This window comes from Sphingomonas sp. AC411, from assembly GCF_979253035.1.
Window position 1 is genome coordinate 2,723,957 of record NZ_CEEDAQ010000001.1, and the last position, 26,747, is coordinate 2,750,703.

The window sequence follows — 26,747 nt, forward strand, 5'->3', positions numbered from 1 at the left end:
CAGGCGAACTGTAGCTGGCTGACCTGTCAGCCTGCGACGGACTTGGTGTGGAGATGAGATAGATCGAGCCCCGGATAGGCAATGGTCGATATTGCGGCGTAGAGAAGCCGTGGGCTGTAGCCTTGGCCGTAAGAATCCGCGACCGCGCCTGAGGAGGTGGTCCAACCACCGAGCGTTAGCGCAATATCACGGTCGATCTTTGCCTCTCGCAACCCATCTCGGAATGTGTGTCTAAAAGCGTGAAAGCAGGTGCGCTCCTTGCCTGCGTCACATGAGACCAAGAACCGCGCAAACCACTTTGAGAATTTCCCTGAATAAAGCCCCAGTGAATCCTGAGAGAGATCAGGAAACAGGCGGTTATCCTTCGCTCGGCGGCGATCGCCGACATATCGGGCAAAGCCGATCCTCAGAAGCTCCGGATGGACAGGCACCACGCGATAGCTCGCCGCCGTCTTCAACCGCTTGCCATCCCCTCCGTTGCGCACACCACGAAGCACAAAATGCCATCAAGTTCGCGCACGTCGTCGGTTAGAATTTGGCAAATCTCGCCCTGCCTAAGCCCTCCCCATAACGCGATCAAAGGTATCCAGAATCGCGCTCGGCGTGGCCGGTTCGCGCCGTGGAATGCGTAGCCGTTTTCGTCGTCTCTGCACCCTTGTAGAGAGGCGCTTCGAAGATGCGCCGTAGCTGCCAGATTTCAAATGGGTGCCGCTTGTCGCGCGCCATCCGCGTCTCCGCAATGCGCAGCCCTCGGGCGGGATTGCGATGGATGAGTTCCTCTTTAACACCCCAGTTTAACAAGCTCGACAACTTGTTCATGTATTCGTTGATGTTCGCGATGCTCATCGCTGCCTCGCCACGCCTCTCGGCCTCCGCTGCCACCTCTCTCGGAGATAACCCCGGCCAGCGTTTCCGCGCATTGGACGGCAGGTTTTGGAGCACGGTCATCACTTCCTGCAAGAATCCCGTGAGATCGAGGCGAACGACATATCGTGACCCAAAATGCTCGTAATAGTGGCAAATGTGGACTGGTAGACGATAGTGCTCTTTGCCGTTCGGCTTATCGTGGGATCGGTCAGATAGCGCTCGCAAGCATGAGCCAGCGTCAAAATTTCGGGCGCAGGTCGAATGGGCCAGACGGGGCTGGATGCCTCCTGAGGAGATGCGTTGACGGCCTGATCGTTGCTTCCGGCTACCATGCACGCCCCACGCGCACGCAGAGCCTCGAACTCCCTCTCGATCTCGTAAGCAGTCGCCCTAACCAGTCGTCTGGCGGCAGTCAGGGAGGCTGTTCGCAGCGAGCGATTTATCCGTGGCTTGCCCACGATCTCAATCAGATCAGCCGGAACCCGAGTTCTATATTGGTAGACCGCGCCTCGACGCCACAAGCCACACGGCAATCGCTTGGGCGACACCTGTGAGCTACAGTTCGCCTGACCAATAGTCGAATGATCTGAGGGTCTTGCCCTATGATCGGGAGTGCTAGTGGGCGACAGTCGTGGGCTACAGTCAGGATGAGACTGTGGCGTAAACTGTTGATTTTGCGATGATTCTTGGTGGGTGGTGCCGCTTACAGGACTCGAACCTGTGACCCCGCATTACGAATGCGATGCTCTACCAGCTGAGCTAAAGCGGCCCGACGACGGATGTCTCCGGTCGAGGGGGCGGCGCATAACAGGGGGTTTTCGCGCTGACAAGCGGTTTGCGTATTTACGGGTCTTTTACCATGGCCTCGTATATGCCTGACCGTGAATTTGGGGGCGTTTGGCATGAATACAGTACGCGGGCGAGATGACGGGCAGCCCGGCGCTACGGCCCCCGCGCACGACGTGGCGGACGCAGGCGTCAATGACGTGATGTTCGATCTCGGCGGCGACGAACGGCGGATGCACGTGCGCGCCTATAATCACTGGGTGTCGCTGCTCGACGGACGCCCCTATCCGTCGATCGCGAACCTCGAGCCCGAGACGATCACCGATTTCGGCCCGCACAGCGTGCTGCTCGATTTCAGCCATGGCATGGGCGACCCGAAGATCGCGTATCTCGGTCGGGCACTGCGCGAGGAATGCGGGCTGGAGGGGCCGATCGCGACCATCGCCGACGTGCCGAGCCGGTCGCTGCTGTCGCGCCTCACCGATCATTATCTCCAGATCATCGCCAATCGCGCGCCGATCGGGTTCGAGGCGGAATTCGTCAGCAGTCGGGGGCGCACGACGTTGTACCGCGGCATCCTCATGCCGTTCGCATCGGCCGGCGAGACGATCGACTTCATCTTCGGCGTGATCAACTGGAAGGAACTTGCGGACGCCGACATGCAGGCGACGCTGGCGGCCGAACTGGAGGCCTCCGTCCGCGCGATGCCGCAGGCCTCGGGCGAGGCCGCGCAGGTCTGGGCCGATGGCCCGAGCGGCGGCTTCGACGGTGCGGCTCCGGTCATGCAGGATCTCGTGCTCGACGAACCCCTGCCCTCGGATACGCTGCCCTCGGGGGTAGTGCCGACCGGACCGCTGGGCGAGCACCTGGCGATGGCGCGCGAGAGCGCCGCGCATTTCCGTGCCGCCGAAGCCCGCAGCCGCGCCGCGCTGCACCGGGCATTGGGTCGGGCGCATGATTTTGCCGTAGCGGCCGAGGATGAAGGCGACGATCTCGCCGCCCTGCTGTCCACCGCGTGCCTGCCGGGCGAGGCTGCGGCGATGGCGCAGATCGTCAAACTCGTCTTCGGCGCCAATTTCGATGCGGGCCGACTCGCGACGTTCACCGACGTGCTGCGGCATGCCCAGCGTCATCAGGTGCCGATCGGCGGGCTGCCTAGCTTTCTCGATGGCTATGATGGCGACCTGACCACGATCGGCACCGCGGAGCGCGCCGCGGCTTAGGTGCGGCGCAGCATATCTCTTCGCACCTGCCACAAGCCTTGAGATAGGCGAATAGCGGGCGCATAGGCCCGGACCTATGGCGAACCAATCGTTGAAAACGCTCACCGAAACCCTTGCGGGCCGGTTGACCGAACGGGCCCTTCCGGGCGAACTCAAGGACTTCGGGGCAGCGGAGGTCGCGCAGGCCGCGGCGTTCGTGGCCGCGACCGCCGCGCACCGCGACGACGGTGCGCCGGCGATCGCGATCGAGCCGATCAGTGCGGACGACACGCGGCGGCGGATGCGCCTCGCGATCGTCAACGACGACATGCCGTTCCTGGTCGATTCGATCGCCGCGGCGATCGGCGCGCAGGATATCGCGGTCGATCGGATCATCCACCCCGTCGTCCGGACGACGCGGACACCCGATGGCACGCTGCATGCGATCGACGCGGACGGCCAGGGCGCGGGCCGCCCCGAATCGATGATCTATCTGGAGATGGAGCGCGCCGACGCACGCGACCGTCGCGGACTGATCGAGGACCTGACCGCGGTGTTGGCCGATGTCCGCGCGGCGGTGACCGACTGGCGCGCGATGCAGGCCGCGCTCGACGACGATATCGCCAAGCTGCCCGAGGGCGAAGGCGCGGCATTGCTGCAGTGGTTCCTCGACGGGCATCTTACGCTGCTCGGCCATCAGGTCTGGCATCGCGACGGTAGCAGCGGCGCGGCGCTCGGTATTGCGCGCAACGAACACCGCGTGCCGATCCTCGCCGAAGCCTCGCGTGCGCTGGCGATCGAGTGGTTCGAGGCGGGCAACGATGCGCCGTTGCTGCTGAAGTCGAATTTGATCTCGACGGTGCACCGCGCCGTGCCGCTCGATCTCGTCGTCGTGCCGGTGATAGAGGGCGCGACGGTTGCTGGGCTGTCGATCTACAGCGGCCTGTGGACCAGCGCCGCGCTGGCCGCGATGCCGCGCGACGTTCCGGTGTTGCGCACGCGCCTCGCCGCGATGAAGGCCAAGTTCGGGTTCGATCCGCGCGGTCATGCGGGCAAGGCGCTGACGCATGCGTTCACCGCCCTGCCGCACGACCTGGTGATCGCGTTCGCGCCCGATGCGCTGGAGGACCTCGCGCTGACCGCGATGAGTCTCGCGGATCGGCCGCGGCCCGCGCTCGTCCTGGTCCAATCGGCACTGGGTCGTCATCTATTCGGGTTCGTCTGGCTGCCGCGCGATGACGTCACCACCAGCCGCCGCGTCGCGATCGGCGACATGCTGGCCGAGGCGGCGAATGCGAGCATCCTGAACTGGTCGATCGCGCTGGAGGACGGCGAGGTCGCGATGATCCGCTACACGCTCGATCTGCGCGGCGAGGGACGGATGCCCGACGCCGCTCCGCTCGCGCTCCGGTTGCAGCGGATGGTGCGCGGCTGGGTGTCCGACGTCGAGGCGGCCTTGATCGAGACGTTGCCGCCACCGCGTGCCGCACGGCTTGCGCTGAAATGGGCGGCCGCGTTCCCCAGAATTACCGCAACCTCAGCACGCCTGCCGAGGCCGCCGAGGATATCCAGCGGATCGCCGCGCTGGCCGATACGGATGCGCGTGGTGTGCGTCTCGTGCCCAGCGAAGCCGGCGCCGATCCGCAGCTTAAGATCTACAAGCTCGGCGGCGCGTTGCCGCTGTCCGACGCCGTCCCGGTGCTGGAGAATTTCGGCTTTCGCGTGATCGGCGAATTGCCGACGCGGTTGCGCGACGACAGCGTGCCGTTTGTGCATGACTTCGTGCTGGAGGCGAATGACGCGGCGCAGCAGAGCGACGCGAGCATCCTGGAAGGCGCGATCGCGGCGGTGCTGGAGGGCGCGGCCGAGAACGACGCGTTCAACCGGCTGATCGTCGAACTGGGGATGCGTCCCGAAGCCATCGTGCTGTTCCGCGCGTGGTTCCGGTATCTCCGCCAGGCCGGGCTCCCGTACGGGCTGACCACCGTCGTCGACGCGCTGCGACGTGCACCAAAGGTCGCCGCCGCCCTGATCGCGCGCTTCACCGCGGTGCATCATCCCGATCATCCGGGCAATGCGATCGAGGCAGACCAGGCGATCGAAGCCGGGCTCGACGCGGTCACGGCGATTGATGACGACCGTATCCTGCGCGCCTATCGCAATTTGATCGCGGCGACATTGCGCACGAACGCATTCACGCCGGCCGCGTCGGAAGCACTCGCGTTCAAGCTCGACAGCCATCTGATTCCCGGCCTACCCGCCCCCGTGCCATGGCGCGAAGTGTGGGTCTATTCGCCCCGCGTCGAAGGCATCCATCTGCGCGCCGGCCCGGTCGCACGCGGTGGCCTGCGCTGGTCCGACCGTCGCGACGATTTCCGTACCGAGATCCTCGGGCTGATGAAGGCGCAGCGCGTCAAGAACGCGGTCATCGTGCCGACCGGCGCGAAGGGCGGTTTCTATCCGAAACAGCTCCCTGCCCCGTCGAACCGCGACGCGTGGCTGGCCGAGGGCACGGAGAGCTACCGGATCTTCATCCGCACTTTGCTGTCGATCACCGACAACATCGTCGAGGGCAAGGTCGTCCATCCCGACGGTGTGACGATCCTCGACGGCGACGATCCGTATTTCGTGGTCGCCGCCGACAAGGGCACCGCGACGTTCAGCGACGTGGCGAACGCGCTGGCGCTGGAGCGCGACTATTGGCTGGGCGACGCGTTCGCCTCCGGTGGCTCGGTCGGGTACGACCACAAGGCGATGGGTATCACCGCCAAGGGCGCGTGGCTCAGCGTCCAGCGGCACTTCGCCGAACGCGGGCTCGACGTGCAGAGCGAGAGCATCACCGTGGTCGGCTGCGGCGACATGTCGGGCGACGTGTTCGGCAACGGCATGCTGTTGTCGAAGACGCTGAAGGTGATCGCGGCGTTCGATCACCGCCATATCTTCCTCGATCCCGATCCCGATCCGGCGGCGAGCTGGGAAGAGCGCAACCGGATGTTCGCACTGCCGCGGTCGAGCTGGGCGGACTACGACGCCAGCCTGATCTCGAAGGGCGGCGGCGTGTTCGCGCGCACCGACAAGATCGTGAAGCTGTCGCCTGAGGTGCAGGCCGCGCTCGGCATAACGGCGAGCGAAATGGAGCCGGGCGCGCTCATCTCGGCCATCCTAAAGGCACCGGCCGACCTGCTCTGGTTCGGCGGCATCGGCACCTATGTGAAGGCCGCGTCCGAGGCGAACGTCGCGGTCGGCGATCCGGCCAATGACCGGCTGCGCGTCAACGCGGAGGATCTGCGCGTGATCGCGATCGGCGAGGGCGCGAACCTGGGCGTGACGCAGGCGGCGCGCATCGCGTTCTCGGCGCGGGGCGGGCGGATCAACACCGACTTCATCGACAATTCGGCGGGCGTCGACTGCTCGGATAACGAGGTCAACATCAAGATCGCGCTCAACCGCGAGATGATCGAGGGGCGGCTCGCCTATGAGGACCGCAACACGCTGCTCGCGAGCATGACCGACGACGTCGCGCATCTGGTGCTGGAGGACAACCGCCTCCAGACGCTGGCGCTGTCGATCGCAGAGGCCGATGGCGCGGTCGCGGTGCCGAGCTATGTCCGCGTCATCGAGATATTCGAGGGCGCGGGCCGACTCGATCGGGCGGTCGAGGGGTTGGCGTCGAACGACATCCTGCTCCGTCGCGGACAGGACGGTCTGGGCCTTACGCGTCCCGAACTCGCCGTGCTGCTGGCAACCGCCAAGCTCGGGTTGCAGGACGCGATCGAGCATGGCGACATCGCCAAGGACGATGCGCTGAAGCCCGACCTGCACGCCGCCTTCCCCGCAGCGATGCGCGAGCGGTTTACGACGGCGATCGACGAGCATCGACTGCGGCCTGAGATCGTCGCGACCAAGCTTGCCAACCGGATCGTCAACCGGCTGGGCATCCTCTACCCGTTCGAGCTGGCGGAGGAGGAAGGCGCGGCGATGGGCGATATCGCGGCGATGTTCGTCGTCGCCGAGCGCCTGTTCGACCTGCCGACACTGTGGGCGGAGATCGAGACCGCGGTGATGCCCGAGGCGGCGCGGATCGCGCTGTTCGACGAGGTGGCGGTCGCGACACGCTCGCAGATCGCCGATCTGTTGCGCGTGTCAGCGCCGGGCACTGCGCCGGGCGACGTGCTCGCACGGCTGGCAAAGGGATCACGCAGCTCGACAGCCAGACCGCTGCATTGCTGCTCGAAGAGGCGAGCGCGCAGAGCAGCCGCATCGCGGGCCAGCTCGAAGCGGTTGGTGCTCCGGGTGACCTGGTGCGGAAGGTGGTGCGGTTATTCGAGATGGACGGCGCGGTCGGTCTGGCCGACCTCGGCGAGCGGATGGCGCTCGACGAGGCTGTCCTCACGCGCGCGTTCACGCATCTCGGGCAGGCGCTGGGGCTCGATTGGGCGCAGGCGAATGCCGCCCGGATCAGCCCTACAGATCCGTGGGAGCGCCTGCTGATCGCCGGTTTGGCGCGCGATTTCCAACAGTTGCGGCTGGAGTTCCTGGCGCGCCGCGGTGCGCAGGATCCGCAAGGTGCGGTGGAGGCCTGGCTGACGGCGAACGCGACCCGGGTGGCGCAGTTCAAGGCGGTCATCGACCGTGCGCGGCATGCGGCGGTCCCGAACGCGGCGATGCTGGCGCAGATCGCCGGCCAAGCGCGCGTGCTGCTGGGGCGGTAACGCTTAACCCTCTCCCTTCAGGGAGAGGGAGGGGCCCGCGCGCAGCGTGGGAGGGTGAGGGCACGATCACCAAAGAACGTGCCCTCACCCTTCCGTCGCAAGAGCTCCTCCTTCCCTCTCCCCGGAGGGGCGAGGGAAAGCCTACGCCCGCCGCGCCGCCAGCTCCGCCTTCCACCCCCGCGCGCGCCACCACATGATCACCCCGGTCACGGCCAGCACCGCCGGCAATATCCCACCGAGGAAAATCACGAACTGCCACAGCGCGCCCATGTCGGTGCCGTCGTGGATCCGTCGCATCCACCGCGCCACACCGCCCTGAGGCCGCGCGGGCGCCGCGGTCGCGCCACCGGTATCGTCGGCGATCTTCACTCCCACCGGCGTCCCTCCGCGCGCGAACGTCACGGTCCAGTCGGCGCTGAGGTCGGTCGGCCACGCGACACTCCGCAACGGTGCGCCACCCGCCAGCGCCCGAGCCTTGCCGATCGCCACATCGAGCGGCTGCGCGGGCTTGGCCAACGGTTTCGCACGCATCATCGCCCCGCGATCGGGCCCGCCTCTCGGCCGCGACGCCTCGCCGGTGATCTTGCCAAAAACTGCGGAAACGAGATCCACGCCCCGGTCAGCGACAGCACGAACAGCGGCAGCGCGATCCAGAAGCCGAACAAATGATGCAGGTTGGTATCGACATTACGATGCCGCCGATACCGCAGCCCCCGCGTCCATTTGCCGATCGTCGGCCACCACAGCCACAGCCCGGTAAAGCACGACACCATCATTGCCACGCCGATCCAGCCGACGATCGACCGCCCGACCCCAGGAAGTTGCAGGCTCCCGTGCAGCACGTGCAAGAACCGCACGAGCCCGCCGTTCGACGGCGACACCTCCAGAACGCGCGCGGTCGGCGGATCGAGATACACCATCGTCCGCTGCGGCGGCCCCGGCCGCTTGGGCGCGGTCCCGGCAGCAGCGGCCGCGATCACCACCGGGCCGCCATCCTCGGGCATCGTCAGCTGCGCGATCCGCTCGCCGTGCTTCAACGCGAGCGCCGCCGCCGCGACATAGGCGTCCGGGCTGAGCACCGTCGTTCCCGACACCGCATAGCGGCTCGGATCGACGATCCGGTCGAGCGCATCGTGCCACACCAGCGCAGCGCCGCTCAGCGACAGCGGAATGATCAGGATCGCCAGGATAAGCCCGATCCACTTATGGACCTGGAACCACGCCCGTCGCATCGCCAGCTTGCTCATCACTCGAATACTCCCTGTACGCCGAGCGTGGCACGACAGGCAGGCTCAAGTCCATTCACCCGCACGCCGGGGGCTCTGTGAGCGAATGTGCAGCAGTATGAACGCGCGTGCAAATAAGGGCATCTTGCCCGCAACGCTTCAACCTCTTGCCGCTCCCTGAAACCCAAGGAGCGGCAAGGTCGTCTTTAGAACCGGTCCGCTCGCTGCCCCAGCAGCGTCACCTCGACGCGACGGTTAAGGCGCATCCCAGCCGCCGTTGCGTTGGTCGCGACCGGATCGCGCTCGCCGTGGCCGACGACGCTGAACCGTGCACGCACCACGTCCATGTCGTCGAACGCTTGGCGAACGCTGGCGGCGCGGCGCTCGGACAGGTCCTGGTTATGCGCATCCATCCCGCGCGAATCGGTAAAACCGTCGATCGAAACGCGGACACCGGGGTTGGCGCGCAGATAGCGGGCGAGCGGGCGCAGCTTCTCAATCGCGCCGGGACGCAACACGGCGCTGTCGGTGCGGAACAGCACGTCCTCCTGCAGCGTCAGCGTCGCGCCGCGCGGGGTCTGGCGGAAGCCGTAGTTGCGCATCGCACCGCGATCCCAGGTGGCTACGGTCTCGACCACGGTGGTGCCGCCGCGGCCGCCGCGATAACCGCGCGGATCGCGACCGTACGCGTCCCAGTCGAACCGATCGCGACGCGGACCGGCAAGGCGGGCGAATTCGCGGTTGGCGTCGTCGGCTTCCTGGCGGCTGATCCGGCCGTCGCCGTTCGCGTCGAAGTTCGGCATCACGAACGCACGACCACGTGGCGTATTGCGAAGCTCGGGGAACAGGATCGGCACGCCAGCGCCGACCAGCCGATACCCAGGCCGGGTCCAGGGCGCCGTGCGCGGGTCGAAGCGTGCCTGGCCCTGCGCCAGCGCAGGCGCGACGGTCGCGGTGGCCATCAGGATGCCGAGGGCGGCGCGGGCAAGTTTATAGGACATCGTGAACTCTCCGTGATCTTCGATGGGACGGGCTCTGCCCGCGGCCGCTTGAACGCACAGTGACCTCGATCGACAGCCTGTGTTCAGCCGAAGATTATCTTTTTCTTTCAGTGATTAGCGTGGCCTACGGCGATGCGCGTCGCGCCGCCGCCAATCGCGTCGAACAGCGCATCTTCGGTGCCGGTCATCCACACCTGCCCGCGTCCCGACAGCCGCTCGAACAACGCCGCGCGTCGGGCCGGATCGAGATGCGCGGCAACCTCGTCGAGCAGCAGCACGGGCGACTGGCCGGTCCGTTCGGCGACCAGTTCGGCATGCGCGAGGACGATGCCGAGGAGGAGCGCCTTCTGTTCGCCGGTCGACGCGAGCGAGGCTGCGCGCGCCTTGTCGAGATGCGTTACCGCGAGGTCGACGCGGTGCGGGCCGACGAGCGTGCGGCCGGCGGCGGAATCTCGCGCGCGGCCCTGGGCGAGGTCGGCTTGGAGGCGAGTGGTGTCGCCGGCCCAGCCTTCGAGCGCGAGGCCGGCGCGGGGAAACGGGCCGTCATCCTGGTGCGCGAGCCTCGTGCCGAGCAGCGCGACGGTCTCGCGCCGGGCAGCATCGACCGCGGCGCCGTGCTCGGCCATCTGCGCTTCGAGCGCGGAGAGCCAGTCGCCATCGGGGCGGCCTTCGTCGGCGAGCAGGCGGTTTCGCGCGCGCATCGCTGCGTCGTAGCGGGCGGCGTGGTGCGCGTGGGCGGGGCGAGGGCCAGCGTGAGGCGGTCGAGGAAACCGCGGCGCTCGCCCGCCGGGGCGACGAAGAGGCGATCCATCGCCGGGGTGAGCCAGAGGATCGTGAGCCACTCGGCGAGCGCGTTGGCGGTGGTAGTGGCGCCTTGGATGCGGACGATGCGGCGTTCGGGGGCGGAAGCTAGGGTGCCGGTGGCGACGTCGACTTCGCCGGCTGCAGGAGCGTCCTGTTTCGCTTCTAGCTTCCCTTCCGCTTGCGGGAGGGGTTGGGGGAGGGACGCGTTTTCCTCGAGACCGGACGCCAGTACGTAGGTCGCGCCCTCCTAACCCCTCCCGCAAGCGGGAGGGAACGAGGTAACGACCTCTTGTTCGCGTTGTGGGGACAAGGTCGCCGCGACACCGAAGCCGCCTGCCCCGCCCTGCCGCGCCATCTCGCCCAGCGCGGCCCGGCGCAGTCCGCGACCCGGTGCGAGCAGCGACACCGCCTCTAGGATATTGGTCTTCCCCGCACCGTTCTCCCCGGTCAGCACGACGAACCCTGAGCTCGGCTGAAGCGTCAGGTCGGCGTGATTGCGGAAATCGGTTAGGACGAGGCGCGAGAGCATTGCACCGCCCTTAGCCGCAATTTTCGCCCCGTGTCAGCCTCACACAGGCCCGCGCCAACAGCACTCAGGCGGCGATCCGCTCCGGCGCGGTCGCGGGTGCCGCTGCGGTCGCCGCCTTCTGCGTGCTGAGATACGACGCGAGCGCCGGCCCGAGCTCGCGCTGTGCCCGCAGATAGGCGAACGGCGTGACGATCCCGAGCCGCGCGCGGGCGGCATCGAGCGGTTCGTGGAGGAGTTCCAAATAATCCTCGCCGGAAATCCACCTCGCTTTCCGCCCGTTGCGATAGCCTTCCCAGACTGCCTTCGCGAACAGCGTGCTGCCGGTGACGCGCATGCTCTTCAGCGCCGCCGCGGAACCGATCAGCGCCCAGCCGAGCCCGCCGACCTGCGCATAGCTGAACGCGACGAGCGCCGCTTCGCCCATGCTTTCGTCGGCCTTGTAGCCGGTCAGCACGTGCCAGATGTCGTGCGTGTCGCGAACCCGCCGGCCGAACCACGCATAGGGATGCGCCAGATCGTCCTCGGACGGCACGAGCCGCGAAACCTCGACCAGCCCGTCGGCGGAATAGCCGGTCGTCTCGAGGAACGTGCGATACGCGGCCCCGACCGTGCCCGGCGCGAAACCCGCGACGAACGCGGGATCGGAGAAGCGCTGCGCCAATTCGACCCGGTCATAGGCGATCCGCCCGCCCTGTTCGGTGGCGATCAGCCGCGCGTAGTTCATCGGCGCATTGCCGACGTTCAGCGCGCGCATGATGCGGAAAACCTGCGTCGTGTCGTCACCGTTCGCGAGCAGTTTCCTGATCGCATCGAATGCGGTGCGCCAATCGCGACGACCGGTCGTACCGGAAACGGAGGAAGCTTCGCCATCGAGTCGACTCCTTACTGACATTGCTGTTAGTATCAGATTCGGCGACGGGTTCAAGTACGGAACACTAGATACTCTCGACAGCAACGCCGTATTCGATCGCTGCCTGTCGGAGCCGCGTATCGAGCGTCGCCATCGCCAGTCCATGTGCGTAAGCGATTGCAAGATGGAGAGAATCGGCAGCGCGCAACCCGAGTTCGTAGCGCTCGACGAAGCGCGCGGCGGTCGCGAAATTCTCCGTCGATACGCCGACGCGTTCGTAGTTCGTGCCGATCGATGCGCGCCATGCTTCCAGAAGCTCGATTCGGTCCGTGGCAGAAATCTGTCCGGTACGAGCTTTCAGCGAGAGCGCGCTGGAAACCTCGGTATCGGTCCAGTCGCTCACATACAAACGTCGGTCTGACTGTGTGCGAAGCCATCGCCATACCGCCGGACTATGCGCCTCGTATGTCAACGAGGCGATGATCAGCGACGTGTCGCAATAGACGGTCAATACCGATCGCCGTCTCGCATCATGCGCACGAAGTCGCCTGCACCCTGTTCCTGGAAAGGCAGTCGCTTCGCCAGCGCTTCGAGCGCGCCGACGTCGATGGGCTTGCGGCGCGGCAGCGGCAGTGCCTCGGGGGTCACGCGGGCGAAGGGTTGGCCGTTGCGGGTGATTTGGACGGCCTCACCCGCCTCGAGCCGGTCGATGAGCGTGTCCAGCTCGTCTTTCAGATCAGCAATATTGATCGAGTCCATGATCCGGCTCCTGCCTGTCGCCCCGCCATACCACGCCGCGACAGACAGACCGAATCACACGCGCATCGGCATCAGCACGTACAGCGCGGGCGACTTGTCGTTCTCGCGGATCAGCGTCGGGGCGGCGGCGTCGGCCAGATGCACCTCGACCATGTCGCCGTCGATCTGGGCGAGGATGTCCATCAGGTAGCGGCTGTTGAAGCCGATCTCGAACGGGAGCGCGACGTAATCGCCGGGGACTTCCTCCGCCGCGGTGCCGTTTTCGGGCGAGGTCACCGACAGCGTGATCTTGTCGCGGTCGAGCGCCATCTTCACCGCCCGCGTCTTCTCCGTCGCGATCGTGGAGACGCGGTCGACGCCTTCCATGAAGCTCTTCGGGTCGATCTTCAAGATCTTGTCGTTGCCGGTCGGGATCACGCGGCTGTAATCGGGGAAGGTGCCGTCGATCAGCTTCGAGGTCAGGATCGCCTGGCCGAGGTCGAAGCGGATCTTGGTCGGCGACAGCGAGACGCCGACCGAACCGTCGACCTCGTCGAGCAGTTTCCGCAACTCGCCGATGCATTTGCGCGGCACGATCACGTCGGGCATCGACTCGGCACCCTCGGGACGCGGCAGCGTGACGCGCGCGAGGCGGTGGCCGTCGGTCGCGGCGGCCTTCAGCACCGGGTTCGAGCTGTCGCCGTCCGCCACATGCAGGAAGATGCCGTTGAGGTAATAGCGCGTCTCTTCGGTCGAGATCGCGAAGCGCGTCTTGTCGATGATCTGCTTGAGCGTCTCGGCGGGCAGTTCGAACTGGGTCGGCAGTTCGCCCTCGGCGATCACCGGGAAATCGTCGCGCGGTAGCGTGCCGAGCGAGAAGCGCGCGCGGCCTGCGACGATGCTCATCCGGCCTTCCGACGCGGCGAGCTGGACTTGAGACCCCTCAGGGAGCTTCCGCGCGATGTCGAACAGCGTGTGCGCGGACACGGTGGTCGCGCCGGGCTGGTCGACCGCCGCGGCGATCGATTCGTTGATCTGGAGATCAAGATCGGTCGCCATCAGCTTGAGCGTGCCCTCGGCAGTCGCCTCGATCAGCACGTTCGACAGGATGGGGATGGTGTTGCGCCGCTCCACCACGGACTGGACATGGCTCAGCCCCTTGAGGAGCGTTGCGCGTTCGATCGTCGCCTTCATCAAAATTCCCCCGCCACCGCAGCCGGACTCGGGGCTGGGGGCAATCCGCAAATGGCTTACCCAACAACAAAGGGTCGGAGCAAGCGCCCCGACTCTTCTTTGATCACGGTAAACGTCGCGTTAAAACGCGCGCACCGTTCGATCAGAAGCGGAAGCCGTAGCTGGCGACCACCTGGTGGCGATCCGTGTCGACGTCGAATCGGCCGCTGGTGCCGCCGGTCGCATAGTCGATGTTGCTGCGCTCGTACTTCGAATAGCGATATTCGAGCTTGGCATAGCTGTTCGGACCAACCGCGTGCTCAGCACCGGCACCGACGCGCCAGCCGTCGAGATTGAAATCGGTGTCGGTCGTCTGGTTGGTGTCGCCGGCAAGCACGTTCAGCTTCGCATTGGTGTAGCCGCCCTTGACGTACAGCATCGTCGTCGGTGCGACGACATAGCCTGCGCGCGCGCCGACATAGATATCGCGGCCCTGCTTGACGCGACCGAAGCCGAAGTCGCTGGTATAGTCGTTGCGGTCGCTCTTCGAGGTCGAGCCGGTCAGTTCGGCCTCGGCGCCGAGCACGATGTTGTCCGACGTCGCGATGTCGTAGCCGATGCCGCCGCCGTACAGCAGGCCATCGATCTTCTGGTCGTCGCGCCCATTGTTGTTGGACACGCTGCTGCCGGCGCCGGTGTGGTCGTAGCCGAGCGTGGCCTCGACGCGGGGGCCGGTGAAGGTCGGGTTGGTCTGCGCGAGGGCGGGTGCTGCTACTGCGGTGGTGGCGAGCAGCGAGACGGCGATAAGCGTACGCATTGGGGTTACTCCTTACTATCTGGTCACCCCAAAACGCGGGGTGGACCGCTCCAATGGACCAACCGCCGGAGCGTTGCATGAACCCCAGATAAACACGGAAATCCGTTGCTTTTGCGCCACAGGGGGTTGAAACGCGGGCTATGATTCCAAGCCAACGGCAGGGTGAAGCGGACGCCCGTTCAAGCGACATTCCGGCTGCGCGCACGGGTCGGGATTTCGTCGCGCGGCACGGCGAAACCGTGTTCAATGCCGCGCACCGGTTGCAGGGGATGCCGCGCACACGCCTTTGACACGGGCGGGGTTCGCGCAGGCGGACGAGCTTGGGCGGGCGTTGCGCGGATTGCTGGGGGCGAAACCGGCGCTGACTTTATGGGCATCACCGACAGGCCGCGCGTTGCAGACGCTGGCGGTGATCTGCGAGCATCTGGAGCTGGACTGGCATGGCGCGCGGACCGATCCGCGATTGGTCGAGATCGACATGGGGTCCTGGGGCGGGCGCTATTATGCCGACGTGATCGACGAGGTCGGGCCGGTGATGCTGCCGGGGGTACGCTGAAGCCTGCGCCCGATGGCGAGACCTACGCTCAAATAGCCTCCCGTGTGAGCGGATGGCTTGCCGAGACGGCGGAGGATACCGGCGACCGGCTGGTCATCATGCACGGGATTTCGAGTCGCGTGATGCTCGGCGTGATGACCGGGGCGGCGGTCGATCCGATACTGGGTGCGCCGGTCGCGAAGGGATTGCCGCAGGGGTCGGTGACGCTGGTCGAGAGCGGCCGGGCCACCGTGCCGCATCTGGGTACGGGATTCGCGCCGGCGTGAAATTTGGTTGGTTCCAAGGCCTCAAGCCGCGGCTGCGAACCTCTACACCCTCCCTGAATGGGAGGGTTTGGGGCTGGGGCGGCTTCCGCATGGTCGGACCGCTGGGGCTCAGATGCGCCGATCCACCTCTGCCGCCCCCTTCCAGGGAAAGGGGTTTGGGTACTCGCGGCGTTATCGCTCGTGCCCGCGGCGCCAGTTTCTGGACGCGACACGATCGGCATCTACAAGGGCTGGGGCAGTTTTCGCGACGCCAATCCCGACCGCTGTTACGCGATCGCGCGGCCGGTGATGGCCGGGGGCCGATCGAGCGGTTTCGCCAGCATCGCGACCTGGCCCAAACGCAACCTGCGCGCATCGCTCCATATCCGCCTCAGCCGCGAGCGTGATCGATCGGCAGGCGTGACGCTGACAATCGGCGAGCGACGGTTCCAATTGGTCGCGAACGGTCTCGACGCCTGGGCAACCGACGCACCGAGCGATCGCGCGATCGTCGCGGCGCTGCGCTCGGGCCGAAGCATGAGCGTCGAAGCGGTCGGTGTCGGCGGGCGGCCATTCGCAGACGTCTACGCGCTGTCGGGCGCGGCGACCGCAATCGACGCTGCGGTGCTGGCGTGCTCGGCGCGGTAAGGCGCAACTTTCCAGGACGTCCCTGAACGGCTCGCCGACGCCGTCGACCAGCCGCAAGGCCCGCTTACGGCTTGCGGAACTTGTAGACGAACTGGTCGGTCTGGCCGCGGATCGCCGGATCGAACACACCCTTGCTGTGATCGTCCGCCGGGTTGCGCAGCACGGTCGATTCGCCGACGAACTTGAACCCCGCCGCCTGGACCTGTGCCTTCACCGCCGCCGGATCGATCCGGTGCCGCGTCTCGGTACCGCTCATGCCGCTGCCGGGTGCGTCGGCGTGATCGATGACGATGTACGTGCCGCCACGCTTGAGCATCCGGAACACCGCGCCGTCGAACGCCCGCAACGCCGGCTCGCCCGCGCCCTTGTTGGGAATGTCGTGATAATTCTGCGCGGTCCAGAAGACGTCGACCGGCCGGGGCGAGGTCGGCATGTTGGTCGGCTGCACCTCGGCCGTCACGTTGGCGAGGCTGCGCGCCTGCAACGCCGGCAGCGACGTCTCGGCATATTTCGCACCGGCGGCGGGCCATACCGCATAGACGTGACCCTTTGGACCGACGATGCCGGTGAAGATCCGCGTCCAATACCCCGCACCCGGCAGGTAATCGACGACGACGTTGCCCGGCTTCACGCCCGAGAACGCCAGCACTTCGGCGGCCTTGCGGCGTGCATCGTCGCCCTGCTGATCGGCCCGCGTGGGCTCGGCCAGTGCTTTCGTGATCGCCGGGCTCGCTTTCTGGGCATCGGCAACACCGGTGCCGGCGGCAATCGTCATCGCCAATGCGGCGCCCGTCCAGATCGACTTCATCATCCGTCTCCCACCAGTCCCGACGACGCTGCCGGATCGATCAACAGGATCGGCCGGAAGACGCCGCTGGTCCAGATCGTTCTCGCTGATCACGACGATCTCCTGGTCGGGATCGCGGGCCAATGCGACGACGCCGAGTTGCGCGATCTCTTCGGCATGCTGCTTGAAGATCGTCACCGCCTCACCCTCGGGCGATACGGCGCTGAGCGCTTCGAGCACATCATACTGGACCGCGAACTGATAGCGTTCCTCGCTCACCTCGGCCTCGAACTCGACCTGGCGAAGGTCGCTATTGTCCTCGAGGGTCTTGGTGTCGATGTTCAAACGGTCTTCGGCCATGATATTCGCTCCTCGCTATGCGCCGACAACAGTCCGGGGCGGAAACGAGCCATACTCACCCCGAAAAGCCCCGCCCCCGAACTCAGCCGCCGCCTACAGTCCAATCTGCAGGCTCGCACGCAGCGACAGGGCGACGCGGCCCTGTTGCTGCTCGGCGTTGAACTCGCCACCCATCCGGAAGATGCCGTTGCCGCCGACGCCGCGCAGCTTGCCGACCCAGCCGCTGGTGCGCTTTTCCGGCGTCAGCGTGAACGACTGGCCGCCTTCGAACGCCGCGGTGGTCGCGCCGAGGCCGCCACCGACGATCTGTCGACGACCACCCTCCGCCTCGACGCGGAACCAGCCGTCCTGATAGTCGGGACCGCCGAAGTTCAGCCCCAGCGCGCCACTGCCGGTGACCGCGAGTTCGTCGCTGGTACGCGACTGGACGACGAGGTCGATCGCCTTGCCGCCGCCGGTCTCGCTATAGCCGTCCTCCTTGAGCTTGTAGTAATCGATCGCGAGGACGGGGCGGACGATCAGCTTGCCCTTGCCTGCCTCGTACGACAGCCCGCCGGATGCCGCGTAGAGCGTGCCGTTCCAATCGCCGTTCGTGCTCCGATCGACCGCTTCGCTACCGATCGTACCGCTAAATTCGCGCGAGCCGTCGAACTTGATCGTGGCGCCCGAGACGCGGGCGTTCGCCTGCAGACCACCCCAATGCCCGCGCCAATATCCAGCCAGCTCATACTGGTTCGAGCGGACTTCGTTATTGGTGCCGTCATCGGCATCCTGCCCGTTCAGATACGCCAGCGACGTCCCGAAATTGCCGACGCCGGTCTTGTATTCCGCGCCCGCCGAAACACCCCAGCCGCTGATGTCGTAGCCCGCGGTATCGGCGACGCTCTTCGACGTGCCCCACGCGACCTGCGTCACCCAATAGCCCCATTTGCCTTCGTCCTTGAACGGACCGTGCGGATCGGCGAGCACGCGGGCGGTCGCGCGCGAGCCCATCGTGACCGCCTCGAACGTGCCGCCGGCATGGTCGGGCAGCATCTGGCGGACCGAACCGCGGAATGCGTCGCCATCGGTGATGTTGAGGAACGCACCGCCGATCTTCGCGTCGTTGCCGAGCGCCTTGTAGATCGCGTCATAGGCCGACGCCTGCGAGCGGTTGAGCCCGAGTTCGATCGACGATTTACGCGCCACGTCGACCGCCAGGTCGTTGCCCGTGCCGGTCGCGATGCTGCCCTTGTACAGGAACGGGAGCAGGGTCGTGGTCGCGGTGAGGTTTGCAGCGCCCGTCAGCGTGCCGGCGCGCAGGACGGTGTAGCGGCCCTCGGCATCGACGACGCTGGTGAGCTTCAGCGCGAGCTTCGAATCCTTGTCGAAGGCTGCGGTGCCCGCGACCTGGATCGCCGTGCTGGTGCCGCCGGCCTTGTCGAGCGTCACGGCGAGCACGCCGCCCCCGGTGACCGAGAGCGAGGCGATCGACGCAGCCTGGGTGATGTCGAGCGTGCCGCCATTCACTGCGACCGCGAGCCCTTGCGCGTTGGCGAGGGTGCCCGAGAAGCGCGAGGTGCCGCCGAGCGTCAGCGTGTCGGTACCGCCGCCGAAGTTCGCCGCACCGACGAACACCGACGTACCGGCCAGCGTGAGCGCATCGTTGCCGGCGCCGAACACCGCCCCGCCGGTGAAGGTCGCGTCGCCCGACAGCGCGAGGCGGTTGTTGCCTGTCCCAAAGCGCGCCGTTCCGGTGACAGTACCATCCGCAACGTCGAACAGGTCGTTGCCGGTGCCGAAGCGCACGTCGCCGACGATCGCGGGCGCGGCGATGCCGGTCGCGACCGCGGTCTGGCGAACGATCGTGCCGGTCGTGTTCGCCGACAGATCGATCGCGACGTTGCGCTCGGAGGTGGCGAGCGCGCCCGACGCGCCGATCGCGCCGCTGTTCTCGACCAGTGTGACGGTGCCCGATCGGTCTAGGATGGCGATCGCGGTGCCGTCGGCGGCCTGTGCGGTGGCCTTGATCGTGCCGCTGTTGCGGACCGTCGCGACCGAGGCACCGGTGTCGATCAGCACCGCCGTCGAGCGCGATGCGGCCGTGCCGCCGCCGGCTGCGGAGATCGTGCCGGCATTACGGATTTCAGGGGTCGACGCACCGCTGCCGAGCTTCAACCCGGTTGCGCTTGCGCCGTTCGAGGCGGCGGCGACAGTGCCGTTGATGCCGATCCCGCCGGCGATCGTCACCGCGCCACCAAGCCCGCCGATCGCCAGGCCGTTGCCCTCGACGCCACCATAGACGCCGCTACCCGCGATGCCGCCGTCGACGATCAGGCCGAAGCCGGTTCCCGTCCCCGCGACCGCGCCGATCGCGACCGCACGCGTTGCCGAGCCGATCTGCACCGCGGGCGCCGCGCCATAGGAGGTAATCGCCGCCGAGCCTTCGGTGGCGTCGGGCAGGCCGTCCTTGTCTTCGTCGGTATCGGTGGTGCTCGCGTCCTTCGGCGGCACCGCGAAGATGATCCCGCCCGAGACGTCGCCGGCGACGACCAGCGCGGAACCGCCCTGCAACAGATCGTCGGCTTCGAGCTTCGAGGGGTCGGCGGGGGCCGTCACGTAGCGATAGCCGGTCGAGCCCAGCGCGCCCTGGACGACGAGCGCACCCGTGATGTTACCATCGACGCGTGCAGCCACCGCGCCCTGCCCGATCGCCGCTATGGTGCCCGCGAGCCGGACGTTGCCGGTCACGTCCGCGATCCGCACGCCGGTCGAGCGATCGCCGGTGACCGAGGTCTGCCCGTCATGCGTGAACGCGCCGGTCAGCGGCCCGCCGAGCCAGATGCCAGCGGAGTCGTTGCCCTTCACCGTGATCGCGCCGCTGTTAACGATCGAGCCCGTGTAGGCGCCCGCGGTGCGGATGCCGGTGCGTCCGGTGCCCGCCGCGAACGGGCCGTCGAGGTCGCCGTCCTTGTCGGTATCGGTCGCGACATAGCTTTCATCGACGATGATCTTGCCCGCCACCGCGTTGGTGATGCCGCCGCCAGTGCCTGCGTTGGCGAGGATGCCGGTCGATCCGTCGGCGTTAGTGACCTGGATCGTGCCTTCGTTGACGACCGAATTGACGCTGTCGACCGTGACCGCGGTGCCGCTGGTCGGCGTCACCGAACCCGCGGCGGCGATGCGGATGTTATCGGGTGCGCCCGCCTTGATCGTCGAGGTCCGCACCGCATCGGTCCGCTTGGTGTCGATCACGGTCTGCGCCTGCAGCGGCGACGAGATCGCGAACAGGCAGGTGGTGGTCAGCAGGAGACGACGCATACGGAACCCTTTTCGATGTGTTTTCAAAAAGAGGACGGAGGCGGGGCTCGCGAACCTTGAACCGCGCGCTATTATCCCGTGGCACCAGGACCCCGGCGGCGCGTTGTCGGCTCGATAATTTCAGGGAAACGCCAGCATGATCACTACCATCGCCGAACTCGACCGCATCCGCGACGATAGCAAGCGCCTCGTCACGACGCGCTCGATGATGTCGGCGGGGGCTGCGGTCGTGCCGATCCCCGGCGCGGATATCGTCGCGGACATCGGCCTGCTCACCAAGCTGCTGCCCGAGATCAGCAAGCGCTTCGGCCTCGATCACGACCAGGTGAAAAAGCTCGAGCCGCAGATCGCGCAACAGGCGCTGGTGATGGCGTCGAGCCTCGGCAACACGATGATCGGCCGGATGGTGACCAAGCGCATCGTCGTCGCCCTCCTCCGCCGCATCGGCGCGCGCATCGCGGTGGGATCGATGGCGAAGTTCATCCCCTTCGCGGGGTCGGCGGTGGCCGCGACGATCAGCTTCGGCGCGATGAAGCTGGTCGGCAACTCGCATGTCGAGGATTGCTACAAGACCGCCCTGGCGCTGCTCCCCGCGGACCAGCGCGCGCTGGCGAACGCGAAGGGCTGAACTGACACTATCTGGCTCCCCTCCCTGAAGGGAGGGCTGGGGTGGGTCGGCCCGCCTGAGCCACCCCCGTTCGAACATGCGGAAGCCGACCCACCCCTACCCCTCCCTTCCAGGGAGGGGGCTTAGAACGCGGCGTCGAGTCCGATCCTTACCGTCCGCGGCCGCTGCGGCGTAATCTGCCCGCTCCCGACCTGAAACGGTGTCCCCAGCGCGAACCGGTTGCCGACGCTGTCGGTCAGGTTCGTAACCCCAAGCGTCACCCCCAACGAAGCCCGCCCAACCCGCGCCGTCAGCGCCGTATCCAAATAATTCCCCTGCTCCTCGCCGAGCACCGGCCCGACCCCGAGCCGCGACCGTCCGACATAGCGCGCCCACCCATACACCCGCAGTTCCAGATCCCGCCCGACATCCCGCCGGTAATCCGCCCCAAGCCGCCCGGCATAGCGCGCGATGTTCGGCACCTGGCTCATCCGCGCGAGCGCCACGAACAGCGCCGGGCTGGGCTCGGTCACGCGGCTGTCGTTGTAGGTGAAGCCAGCGTCGAGCGTCAGCCCGCCGACCGGCTTCCATCCCCCGCCGCGCTGAACGTCCAGATCCGCCCGTCGCCGATATTGGCGGTGCTCGGCAGGCCGGTCGCGTCTATGAAGTCCGCCTGGATATCCTGCCAGATCGTGTGCGACACGCTCGCCGACAGATACGCGCTGTCGATTCCCGCAAGCCCATAGCGCACGCCGCTCTCCAGCGTTCGCACGCGGTCATTCTCGAACCGCCGCACGAAATCGCTCTCGATCGCCAGCCCGCCCGGGCGGAATCCCTGTTGATACCGCCCGTACAGCGAGACCTTCGGCAGGACCGCAGCGATCAGCGAGGCGGACGGCAGCACGCTCGTCTCGATCCGGTCCGCGGTCACGCGCGCACGGGCAAGCGCGACGGTCTCCAGCCGCGCCGGCGCTACGTCCTCGCCGGTGCCTGCCAGCGAGGCGCGCGTAACTCGAGCGCCAGCAGTCGCGATCAGGCCGCGCACCAGTTGCACGCTCCCCTCGCCGTACAGCGTCGCCTCGTCGATGCTGTTGGTCACACCCGTCACCGGCGCGGGCGCATCGACCGGCCCGAGCGACCGCGACAGCCGCGTCCGGTTGTGCGTAAAACTACCACCCACCACCCAGCCGAACCCGTTCCGCATCGGCCGCCAGACCCGCGTCTCGTTCGCGATCATCGACGTCGCATTGCGCTGTGCGAACACGCGGGCCTCGCCTTCAGGCAACGTCGCATCGTAGCGCTCGGTCAGCGTCTGGCCGACGATCCCGGTCGAGGACTTGATCTTCAGCCCGCCGATCGCGCCCGACACGACCACCTGCCCCATCGTGTAATCCGCCGAGAAGCCCTGCACGATCGCGCTCGACCGCGTCAGAGGTGCCGCGTCGCGATCGGCATATTGGCTGTCGTCGCCCTTGGTCCATTGCCCGATCCCGCCGAAATCGACGGTCCAGCCATTCCCCGCATCGAGCCGCAGCATCGCGCGACCACCACCGATCCGCGTCCGGTTCACGTCGCGCCGGTCGAGCACCGGATTGTCGATATACCCGCCCTCGCTGACGCCGTAGCCGACTACGCGCAGCGCCACCCGCTCGCCGAGCGGCACGTTCAGCGTCGCGCCCAAATCAGCCCCCGGATCGCCGTGCCACGTGGCCGACAGACCGCCCGCGATCGACGCCGACACCGCGCCCAGCTCCGGCGCATTCGGCACGGTGCGGATGATCCCGCCGAGCGACCCTGCGCCGTACAGCGTTCCCTGGGGCCCTTCGAGCACCTCGACCGACGCGATATCGTACAGCCGCAGATCGGGATCGGGCGCGTTGTAGCTCAGCCGCAGGTCCCCGAAATATTGCCCCACCGTGGTCTGGGTCGGCCCAGTGAAACTGGAATCGGCAATGCCCCGGATGAACAGCTTGTTTCGCCCCGCGCCGAGATGCGTCGACGATACGCTGGCCAGCCGCGCGAGGATCGCCTCGGTCCCGCCCGCGCCGCCGAGCGCGAGATCGACGCCGTCGAGCAACGCCACCTGCCCCGCGAAATCGCGCAACCGCACGTCGCGCTTGCTGCCGGTCACGACGATATCCGCGCCTTGGACCGCCGGTGCCGGCACGGGCACGATCTTCGGACGTTTCACCCGGACTATCGCGACGTGCGGCGCGCGCGCGACGAGCCGCCATCCCAACGGTCCTGCGGCTGCGACGTCGGCGTTTGCCGCGACTGCGAGCCGGTCTAGCGCCTCGCGTGCGCTCATCCGCCCACGCACAGCCGGCACGCGCCGCGCCCAAAGTCTTGGATCGCCGACGACGATGCTCGTCCCCGACTGACGCCCGAGCGCCAGCACCGTGTCGCCAAGACGCCCCGCCGGCAGGTCGACCGCCCCTGCCCCGCCTGCGCGGGAGCGGCGACGGCGAGCGCCGCGACGACCAGACATCCGCGCATCCTCACGAGCGCGTGGACATCACCCAGTGGCCGCCGCGCTTGCGGATCGCCACCCCGAGCAACGGGCCAGCGAGCCTGGGATCGCTCGCCAGCTTGGCGGTGGCGATGCTGCCGCTGAACGGCCGCTTCGCTACGGTCGGGTCGGCGCGCAGGTCGACGCCGAGCGCGCGCGACAGATCGTCCGCGACCTCCGCCAGCGTCGCGCCTTCATAGGCCAGCACGCTATCGCGCCACGATCCGACGCTGGCGACGTCGACCGCCGTCACGGTCGGCTTGCCGTCGCGCACGAGCAGCCCCTGCCCCTTCACGAGCCGGATGCCGCCCTGTCCCGGATTATAGTCGACCGCGCCTTCGGACACGGCGACGCGCGTATCGCCCAGCGCGTACTTCACGTCGAACGCGGTCCCGACATCGACCAGCCGCGCACCGCCGACGCTCACCTCGAACGGATCGCTGTCGTCGTGCCGGACCACGAACATCGCCTCGCCGCGCTCCAGCGTCGCAATCCGCGGGTCGTTGCGATCGAGCATCAGCCGTGTCGCACCGCCCATCGCGATGCTGCTCCCATCGGCGAGCTGCACCGTCCGCATGGCGCCCGCTGCCGTCTCGACCGCATAGGGGTGCGCGCGCGTGTCGAGCGCCTCATAGCCGACGAACAACGCCAGCGACGCCGCGATCGCGCCGCCGGTCCAGACGGGCCAGCGCCGCTTCGGCATCGGCACGACGACCGGTGCGGCGACCTCGGCCGGCACGGACGCCGCCATCTCCTCGATATCCGCCGACATCGCATGATATGCCGCCGCATGACGCGGGTCCGCCTCCAGCCAAGCGTGGAACGCCGGCCAGTCGTCGAACGCGTCGCTGCCGGTCCGGACCACCCAGTCCAGTGCGGCCCCGTCCGGCGCGCGTGCGTCGATATCGTCATGCTCCGCCATCATGGCCTCCTATACGCGAAGACGGAGGCGATCGCGTACGCCCTTGAAGATTCAAGGTTCGTCATAACGTCGCTTTGCATCGATCATCGCGCGATAGGCCTTTCGCAGGTCGCCCTCGACGGTGCTGAGACTCACGCCGAACTCCGCCGCGACCGTCCGCTGCTCGATCCCGTCGATCCGGTGGCGACGGAATATCCGCGCGGCGCGGTCGCCGACCGACTGCAACGCGGTCTCCGCCAGCGCGGCCTGCTCGCGGGCGATCACGGCGCGTTCGGCGGACGGCTCCTCGGATCGGTCGAGCGACGGTCCCCCGTCGCTTCGGTCCATTCCCGATCGCGCTTTTCCGCCTGCCGCACCGCGCGGTGGCGATCGAGCATCAGGTTGTTCGCCATCCGGTACAGATACGACAGCGGCGACGCGATCGGCCCGGTCGGCGCGGTCTGGATCCGCATCCAGAGCTCGTGCAGCAGATCCTCCGCCGCGTCGCCCGCACCGAGCGACCGGAGAAACCGCAGCAGCGTGTCGCGGTTCGCGAGAAAAACGGCCTCAAGGCCCGAGGAGTCCATGTTCCGCCCGTGTCGATAGGCCGCCGATCGGCGCTCGACGGCGCCGTGTTCCCGGCGGGACTACAGCGCTTGGCGGAGAGACACAATCGGCCCGCCCGGCACCGTGTTACCGATGCAGCAACGTCCAGCCCTGCGGCAGATAGTCGGTCGACATGTAATAATAGAACAGGCACGTGCCGTCGCGGCGATAGGTCCCACCCTTGACGAGGCCGAGCGCGGTGGTGCCCTCGAACACCGGCGCGCCGCTGTCGCCGGCCTTGCACGTCGGCCCCTCGACCGCGACCCAGGTCGGCAGGCACGCGCCGCCGCACAGATCGCCCGCGGGCGCGAAATCGACCATCGCCACCACCGCACAGCTATAGCCGGTCCGCTCGCCGCGATGACACACGAAGTCGCCCGCCCGCGTGCTGGTGCGGTAGCGCCACGTCGCGACGGGCCGCGCGAGCGTCTTGGCGGTGTCCGCATAGAACAGCGGCGCGTAGGCGACGCCCGGGGCGGTCGCGACGTTGACCTGCACGTCCTGATATCCCCAGCCCCATTGCCCGACGAACGCCAGCGGCCATTCCTCGCGGCTGCCGTCCGAAGGGCGCTTGCCGACATAGGAGAGCGTGTCCGGGCAATGCGCCGCGGTGACCACGCCGTTGCGCATCCCGTCGGACACGACGAAGCCGGTCGTGCAAGCATAGCGCTTGCCATCGACGGTACCGACCACGCGCGCCCCGCCCTCGATCGCGCCCCTGTCGATTGGTGCCGGGGCTACCTGGGTCACAACGGGAGCAGCCTCGACCTGCATGTCGACCGGCGGCCGATCGACGACATCGATGCGCACCGGCACGCCCGTCATCGCAGCGATCCGCGCGCGCAATTCGCCGTTCCGGTCGAGATCGGCGTCGGCGCTGGCGGTCATCACGACAAGCTCGCCGGTCCGCTGGTCCACGCCAAGTCCGGGCGGATGCGGCAGGGAGTCGCGGATCTTCGCCTGATAGGTGGTGATCGCGGCGAGTACCGCGTCGCGCGTCGCGGTGGCGCCGGTGCGGAAGACGATCGGGACGGTCATCCCGCCGGCGACGACCTGCTGGTCCGGCACGGGATCGGTGCCGGTCAGCAGTACGACGATCCGGTAGGTCGGCAGATGCTCGATCGCGATTCCGGCCCAGCGGTCCTTGAAGGTTTCGCGCAGCGCGTCGGTCGCCGGCACGCTGTCGCCCTGCGCACGCAGCCGCCGCAACGCCTCGTCGAACGGCACGCCGAACCGCCGCGCATATTCCGCCGCGTCCTGCATCAGCGCATCGACCGGCAATTGCACATGCGCCGCGCCACTCGCGGGCGGGAGAACGACCTGCGCGGCGGACGCGCTCCCCAAGGCAACCGCAAGCAGCGCGCTTGCCGTCCCGCGGATCAAAGACTTCAACATGCAAGGCGATCCTGGAGGCGTTGGGCGATCATGACCTGATACCGCCATGATCTGAACCGGTGCTTTCACGCAAGCGAAGCGGGGGTGTGCAAGCGAAGCTGAGCGGGCAAGCGATCGAGGTGATTGCG

General features: G+C 67.3%; 24 protein-coding genes, 1 tRNA gene and 3 pseudogenes. 6 read left to right on the forward strand and 22 right to left on the reverse strand.

Annotated elements, in window-relative coordinates:
• Positions 1 to 26: 26 nt before the first annotated feature.
• The 4 genes from AC0IX7_RS14005 to AC0IX7_RS14020 all read right to left on the reverse strand — a co-directional run bounded on the left by AC0IX7_RS14005 (position 27) and on the right by AC0IX7_RS14020 (position 1,636).
• The gene (locus AC0IX7_RS14005) at positions 27 to 458 is read right to left on the reverse strand and encodes a site-specific integrase (protein ID WP_471812422.1); all 432 of its coding nucleotides are present in this window, start codon (positions 456 to 458) and stop codon (positions 27 to 29) included.
• 118 nt (positions 459 to 576) lie between these two features.
• Positions 577 to 960 carry a hypothetical protein gene (locus AC0IX7_RS14010; RefSeq protein WP_471812424.1) on the reverse strand — a complete coding sequence of 128 codons (384 nt, stop codon included), beginning with the start codon at positions 958 to 960 and terminating at the stop codon, positions 577 to 579.
• Positions 948 to 1,415, reverse strand: a complete 468-nt coding sequence (locus AC0IX7_RS14015) for a DUF6538 domain-containing protein (RefSeq protein ID WP_471812426.1) — start codon at positions 1,413 to 1,415, stop codon at positions 948 to 950. Before AC0IX7_RS14015 ends, AC0IX7_RS14010 begins: the two co-directional genes overlap by 13 nt.
• Before the next feature lie 146 nt (positions 1,416 to 1,561).
• Positions 1,562 to 1,636 (reverse strand) — tRNA-Thr (locus AC0IX7_RS14020).
• Positions 1,637 to 1,769: 133 nt separating this feature from the next.
• Here AC0IX7_RS14020 and AC0IX7_RS14025 point away from each other — a divergent pair.
• Positions 1,770 to 2,876 carry a PAS domain-containing protein gene (locus tag AC0IX7_RS14025; RefSeq protein ID WP_471812428.1) on the forward strand — a complete coding sequence of 369 codons (1,107 nt, stop codon included), beginning with the start codon at positions 1,770 to 1,772 and terminating at the stop codon, positions 2,874 to 2,876.
• 76 nt (positions 2,877 to 2,952) lie between these two features.
• Positions 2,953 to 7,567, forward strand: a pseudogene (locus tag AC0IX7_RS14030) (NAD-glutamate dehydrogenase).
• Positions 7,568 to 7,708: 141 nt separating this feature from the next.
• Here the strand turns inward: AC0IX7_RS14030 and AC0IX7_RS14035 are convergent.
• The 10 genes and pseudogenes from AC0IX7_RS14035 to AC0IX7_RS14080 all read right to left on the reverse strand — a co-directional run bounded on the left by AC0IX7_RS14035 (position 7,709) and on the right by AC0IX7_RS14080 (position 14,705).
• Positions 7,709 to 8,101: a PepSY domain-containing protein gene (locus AC0IX7_RS14035; protein ID WP_471812430.1), complete on the reverse strand. Its 393-nt coding sequence runs from the start codon at positions 8,099 to 8,101 to the stop codon at positions 7,709 to 7,711.
• Positions 8,098 to 8,814 (reverse strand): PepSY-associated TM helix domain-containing protein, encoded by a 717-nt coding sequence (locus tag AC0IX7_RS14040; protein ID WP_471813885.1) that lies wholly within the window; start codon positions 8,812 to 8,814, stop codon positions 8,098 to 8,100. The genes AC0IX7_RS14035 and AC0IX7_RS14040 overlap by 4 nt, the downstream gene beginning before the upstream one ends.
• Before the next feature lie 185 nt (positions 8,815 to 8,999).
• Positions 9,000 to 9,794, reverse strand: coding sequence for an OmpA family protein (locus AC0IX7_RS14045; RefSeq protein WP_471812432.1), 795 nt, complete (start codon positions 9,792 to 9,794; stop codon positions 9,000 to 9,002).
• Positions 9,795 to 9,901: 107 nt separating this feature from the next.
• A pseudogene (locus AC0IX7_RS14050) lies at positions 9,902 to 10,737 on the reverse strand (DNA replication/repair protein RecF); the annotation flags it as partial.
• 168 nt (positions 10,738 to 10,905) lie between these two features.
• A pseudogene (locus tag AC0IX7_RS14055) lies at positions 10,906 to 11,127 on the reverse strand (AAA family ATPase); the annotation flags it as partial.
• A 64-nt stretch (positions 11,128 to 11,191) separates the two neighbouring features.
• Positions 11,192 to 11,881 (reverse strand): Coq4 family protein, encoded by a 690-nt coding sequence (locus AC0IX7_RS14060; protein ID WP_471812434.1) that lies wholly within the window; start codon positions 11,879 to 11,881, stop codon positions 11,192 to 11,194.
• Positions 11,882 to 12,062: 181 nt separating this feature from the next.
• A complete protein-coding gene (locus AC0IX7_RS14065) occupies positions 12,063 to 12,488 on the reverse strand; it encodes a type II toxin-antitoxin system VapC family toxin (protein WP_471812436.1) in 426 nt (141 codons plus the stop codon).
• Positions 12,485 to 12,736: a type II toxin-antitoxin system Phd/YefM family antitoxin gene (locus tag AC0IX7_RS14070; RefSeq protein ID WP_471812438.1), complete on the reverse strand. Its 252-nt coding sequence runs from the start codon at positions 12,734 to 12,736 to the stop codon at positions 12,485 to 12,487. Before AC0IX7_RS14070 ends, AC0IX7_RS14065 begins: the two co-directional genes overlap by 4 nt.
• Before the next feature lie 54 nt (positions 12,737 to 12,790).
• Positions 12,791 to 13,909 (reverse strand): DNA polymerase III subunit beta, encoded by a 1,119-nt coding sequence (gene dnaN, locus AC0IX7_RS14075; RefSeq protein ID WP_056017955.1) that lies wholly within the window; start codon positions 13,907 to 13,909, stop codon positions 12,791 to 12,793.
• Between the two features lie 142 nt (positions 13,910 to 14,051).
• The gene (locus tag AC0IX7_RS14080) at positions 14,052 to 14,705 is read right to left on the reverse strand and encodes an outer membrane protein (protein ID WP_254687854.1); all 654 of its coding nucleotides are present in this window, start codon (positions 14,703 to 14,705) and stop codon (positions 14,052 to 14,054) included.
• A gap of 286 nt (positions 14,706 to 14,991) precedes the next feature.
• Here AC0IX7_RS14080 and AC0IX7_RS14085 point away from each other — a divergent pair, with 286 nt between their 5' ends.
• The 3 genes from AC0IX7_RS14085 to AC0IX7_RS14095 all read left to right on the forward strand — a co-directional run bounded on the left by AC0IX7_RS14085 (position 14,992) and on the right by AC0IX7_RS14095 (position 16,154).
• Entirely contained in the window at positions 14,992 to 15,261 is a 270-nt protein-coding gene (locus tag AC0IX7_RS14085) for a histidine phosphatase family protein (RefSeq protein ID WP_471812441.1), read from the forward strand.
• A 44-nt stretch (positions 15,262 to 15,305) separates the two neighbouring features.
• Complete coding sequence (locus AC0IX7_RS14090) at positions 15,306 to 15,527, forward strand: hypothetical protein (protein ID WP_471812443.1); 222 nt, start codon at positions 15,306 to 15,308, stop codon at positions 15,525 to 15,527.
• Positions 15,528 to 15,707: 180 nt separating this feature from the next.
• A complete protein-coding gene (locus AC0IX7_RS14095; RefSeq protein WP_471812445.1) occupies positions 15,708 to 16,154 on the forward strand; it encodes an invasion associated locus B family protein in 447 nt (148 codons plus the stop codon).
• 64 nt (positions 16,155 to 16,218) lie between these two features.
• On the opposite strand, the gene AC0IX7_RS14100 is transcribed toward AC0IX7_RS14095, so the two are convergent.
• Together AC0IX7_RS14100 and AC0IX7_RS14105 are read right to left on the reverse strand one after the other, a co-directional pair.
• On the reverse strand, positions 16,219 to 17,301 hold the full coding sequence (locus AC0IX7_RS14100; RefSeq protein WP_471812447.1) for a class I SAM-dependent methyltransferase: 1,083 nt from the start codon (positions 17,299 to 17,301) through the stop codon (positions 16,219 to 16,221).
• A gap of 93 nt (positions 17,302 to 17,394) precedes the next feature.
• On the reverse strand, positions 17,395 to 20,601 hold the full coding sequence (locus AC0IX7_RS14105; RefSeq protein ID WP_471812449.1) for an autotransporter outer membrane beta-barrel domain-containing protein: 3,207 nt from the start codon (positions 20,599 to 20,601) through the stop codon (positions 17,395 to 17,397).
• A gap of 136 nt (positions 20,602 to 20,737) precedes the next feature.
• On the opposite strand from AC0IX7_RS14105, the gene AC0IX7_RS14110 reads away from it, so the two are divergent.
• Entirely contained in the window at positions 20,738 to 21,229 is a 492-nt protein-coding gene (locus AC0IX7_RS14110; protein ID WP_471812451.1) for a hypothetical protein, read from the forward strand.
• 122 nt (positions 21,230 to 21,351) lie between these two features.
• Here AC0IX7_RS14110 and AC0IX7_RS14115 read toward each other — a convergent pair whose 3' ends face one another.
• From AC0IX7_RS14115 to AC0IX7_RS14140, 6 genes are all read right to left on the reverse strand, one after another.
• Positions 21,352 to 21,741, reverse strand: coding sequence for a hypothetical protein (locus AC0IX7_RS14115; protein WP_471812453.1), 390 nt, complete (start codon positions 21,739 to 21,741; stop codon positions 21,352 to 21,354).
• A 35-nt stretch (positions 21,742 to 21,776) separates the two neighbouring features.
• Positions 21,777 to 23,696: a TonB-dependent receptor gene (locus AC0IX7_RS14120; RefSeq protein WP_471812455.1), complete on the reverse strand. Its 1,920-nt coding sequence runs from the start codon at positions 23,694 to 23,696 to the stop codon at positions 21,777 to 21,779.
• 10 nt (positions 23,697 to 23,706) lie between these two features.
• Positions 23,707 to 24,639: a FecR family protein gene (locus tag AC0IX7_RS14125; RefSeq protein WP_471812457.1), complete on the reverse strand. Its 933-nt coding sequence runs from the start codon at positions 24,637 to 24,639 to the stop codon at positions 23,707 to 23,709.
• A gap of 51 nt (positions 24,640 to 24,690) precedes the next feature.
• Positions 24,691 to 24,903: a sigma-70 family RNA polymerase sigma factor gene (locus AC0IX7_RS14130; RefSeq protein WP_471812459.1), complete on the reverse strand. Its 213-nt coding sequence runs from the start codon at positions 24,901 to 24,903 to the stop codon at positions 24,691 to 24,693.
• A complete protein-coding gene (locus AC0IX7_RS14135; protein WP_471812461.1) occupies positions 24,900 to 25,205 on the reverse strand; it encodes a sigma factor in 306 nt (101 codons plus the stop codon). Before AC0IX7_RS14135 ends, AC0IX7_RS14130 begins: the two co-directional genes overlap by 4 nt.
• A gap of 106 nt (positions 25,206 to 25,311) precedes the next feature.
• Entirely contained in the window at positions 25,312 to 26,619 is a 1,308-nt protein-coding gene (locus tag AC0IX7_RS14140; protein WP_471812463.1) for a chymotrypsin family serine protease, read from the reverse strand.
• Between the last annotated feature and the right edge of the window lie 128 nt (positions 26,620 to 26,747).

Coding starts and splice junctions, on each gene's coding strand:
- AC0IX7_RS14025 (WP_471812428.1), top strand. CDS start 1,770: ATGAATACAGTACGCGGGCGAGATGACGGGCAGCCCGGCGCTACGGCC.
- AC0IX7_RS14035 (WP_471812430.1), bottom strand. CDS start 8,101: ATGATGCGTGCGAAACCGTTGGCCAAGCCCGCGCAGCCGCTCGATGTG.
- AC0IX7_RS14040 (WP_471813885.1), bottom strand. CDS start 8,814: ATGAGCAAGCTGGCGATGCGACGGGCGTGGTTCCAGGTCCATAAGTGG.
- AC0IX7_RS14045 (WP_471812432.1), bottom strand. CDS start 9,794: ATGTCCTATAAACTTGCCCGCGCCGCCCTCGGCATCCTGATGGCCACC.
- AC0IX7_RS14060 (WP_471812434.1), bottom strand. CDS start 11,881: ATGCGCGCGCTGAACGTCGGCAATGCGCCGATGAACTACGCGCGGCTG.
- AC0IX7_RS14070 (WP_471812438.1), bottom strand. CDS start 12,736: ATGGACTCGATCAATATTGCTGATCTGAAAGACGAGCTGGACACGCTC.
- dnaN (WP_056017955.1), bottom strand. CDS start 13,909: ATGAAGGCGACGATCGAACGCGCAACGCTCCTCAAGGGGCTGAGCCAT.
- AC0IX7_RS14080 (WP_254687854.1), bottom strand. CDS start 14,705: ATGCGTACGCTTATCGCCGTCTCGCTGCTCGCCACCACCGCAGTAGCA.
- AC0IX7_RS14100 (WP_471812447.1), bottom strand. CDS start 17,301: ATGGCCGAAGACCGTTTGAACATCGACACCAAGACCCTCGAGGACAAT.
- AC0IX7_RS14105 (WP_471812449.1), bottom strand. CDS start 20,601: ATGCGTCGTCTCCTGCTGACCACCACCTGCCTGTTCGCGATCTCGTCG.
- AC0IX7_RS14110 (WP_471812451.1), top strand. CDS start 20,738: ATGATCACTACCATCGCCGAACTCGACCGCATCCGCGACGATAGCAAG.
- AC0IX7_RS14120 (WP_471812455.1), bottom strand. CDS start 23,696: ATGTCTGGTCGTCGCGGCGCTCGCCGTCGCCGCTCCCGCGCAGGCGGG.
- AC0IX7_RS14125 (WP_471812457.1), bottom strand. CDS start 24,639: ATGGCGGAGCATGACGATATCGACGCACGCGCGCCGGACGGGGCCGCA.
- AC0IX7_RS14135 (WP_471812461.1), bottom strand. CDS start 25,205: ATGGACTCCTCGGGCCTTGAGGCCGTTTTTCTCGCGAACCGCGACACG.
- AC0IX7_RS14140 (WP_471812463.1), bottom strand. CDS start 26,619: ATGTTGAAGTCTTTGATCCGCGGGACGGCAAGCGCGCTGCTTGCGGTT.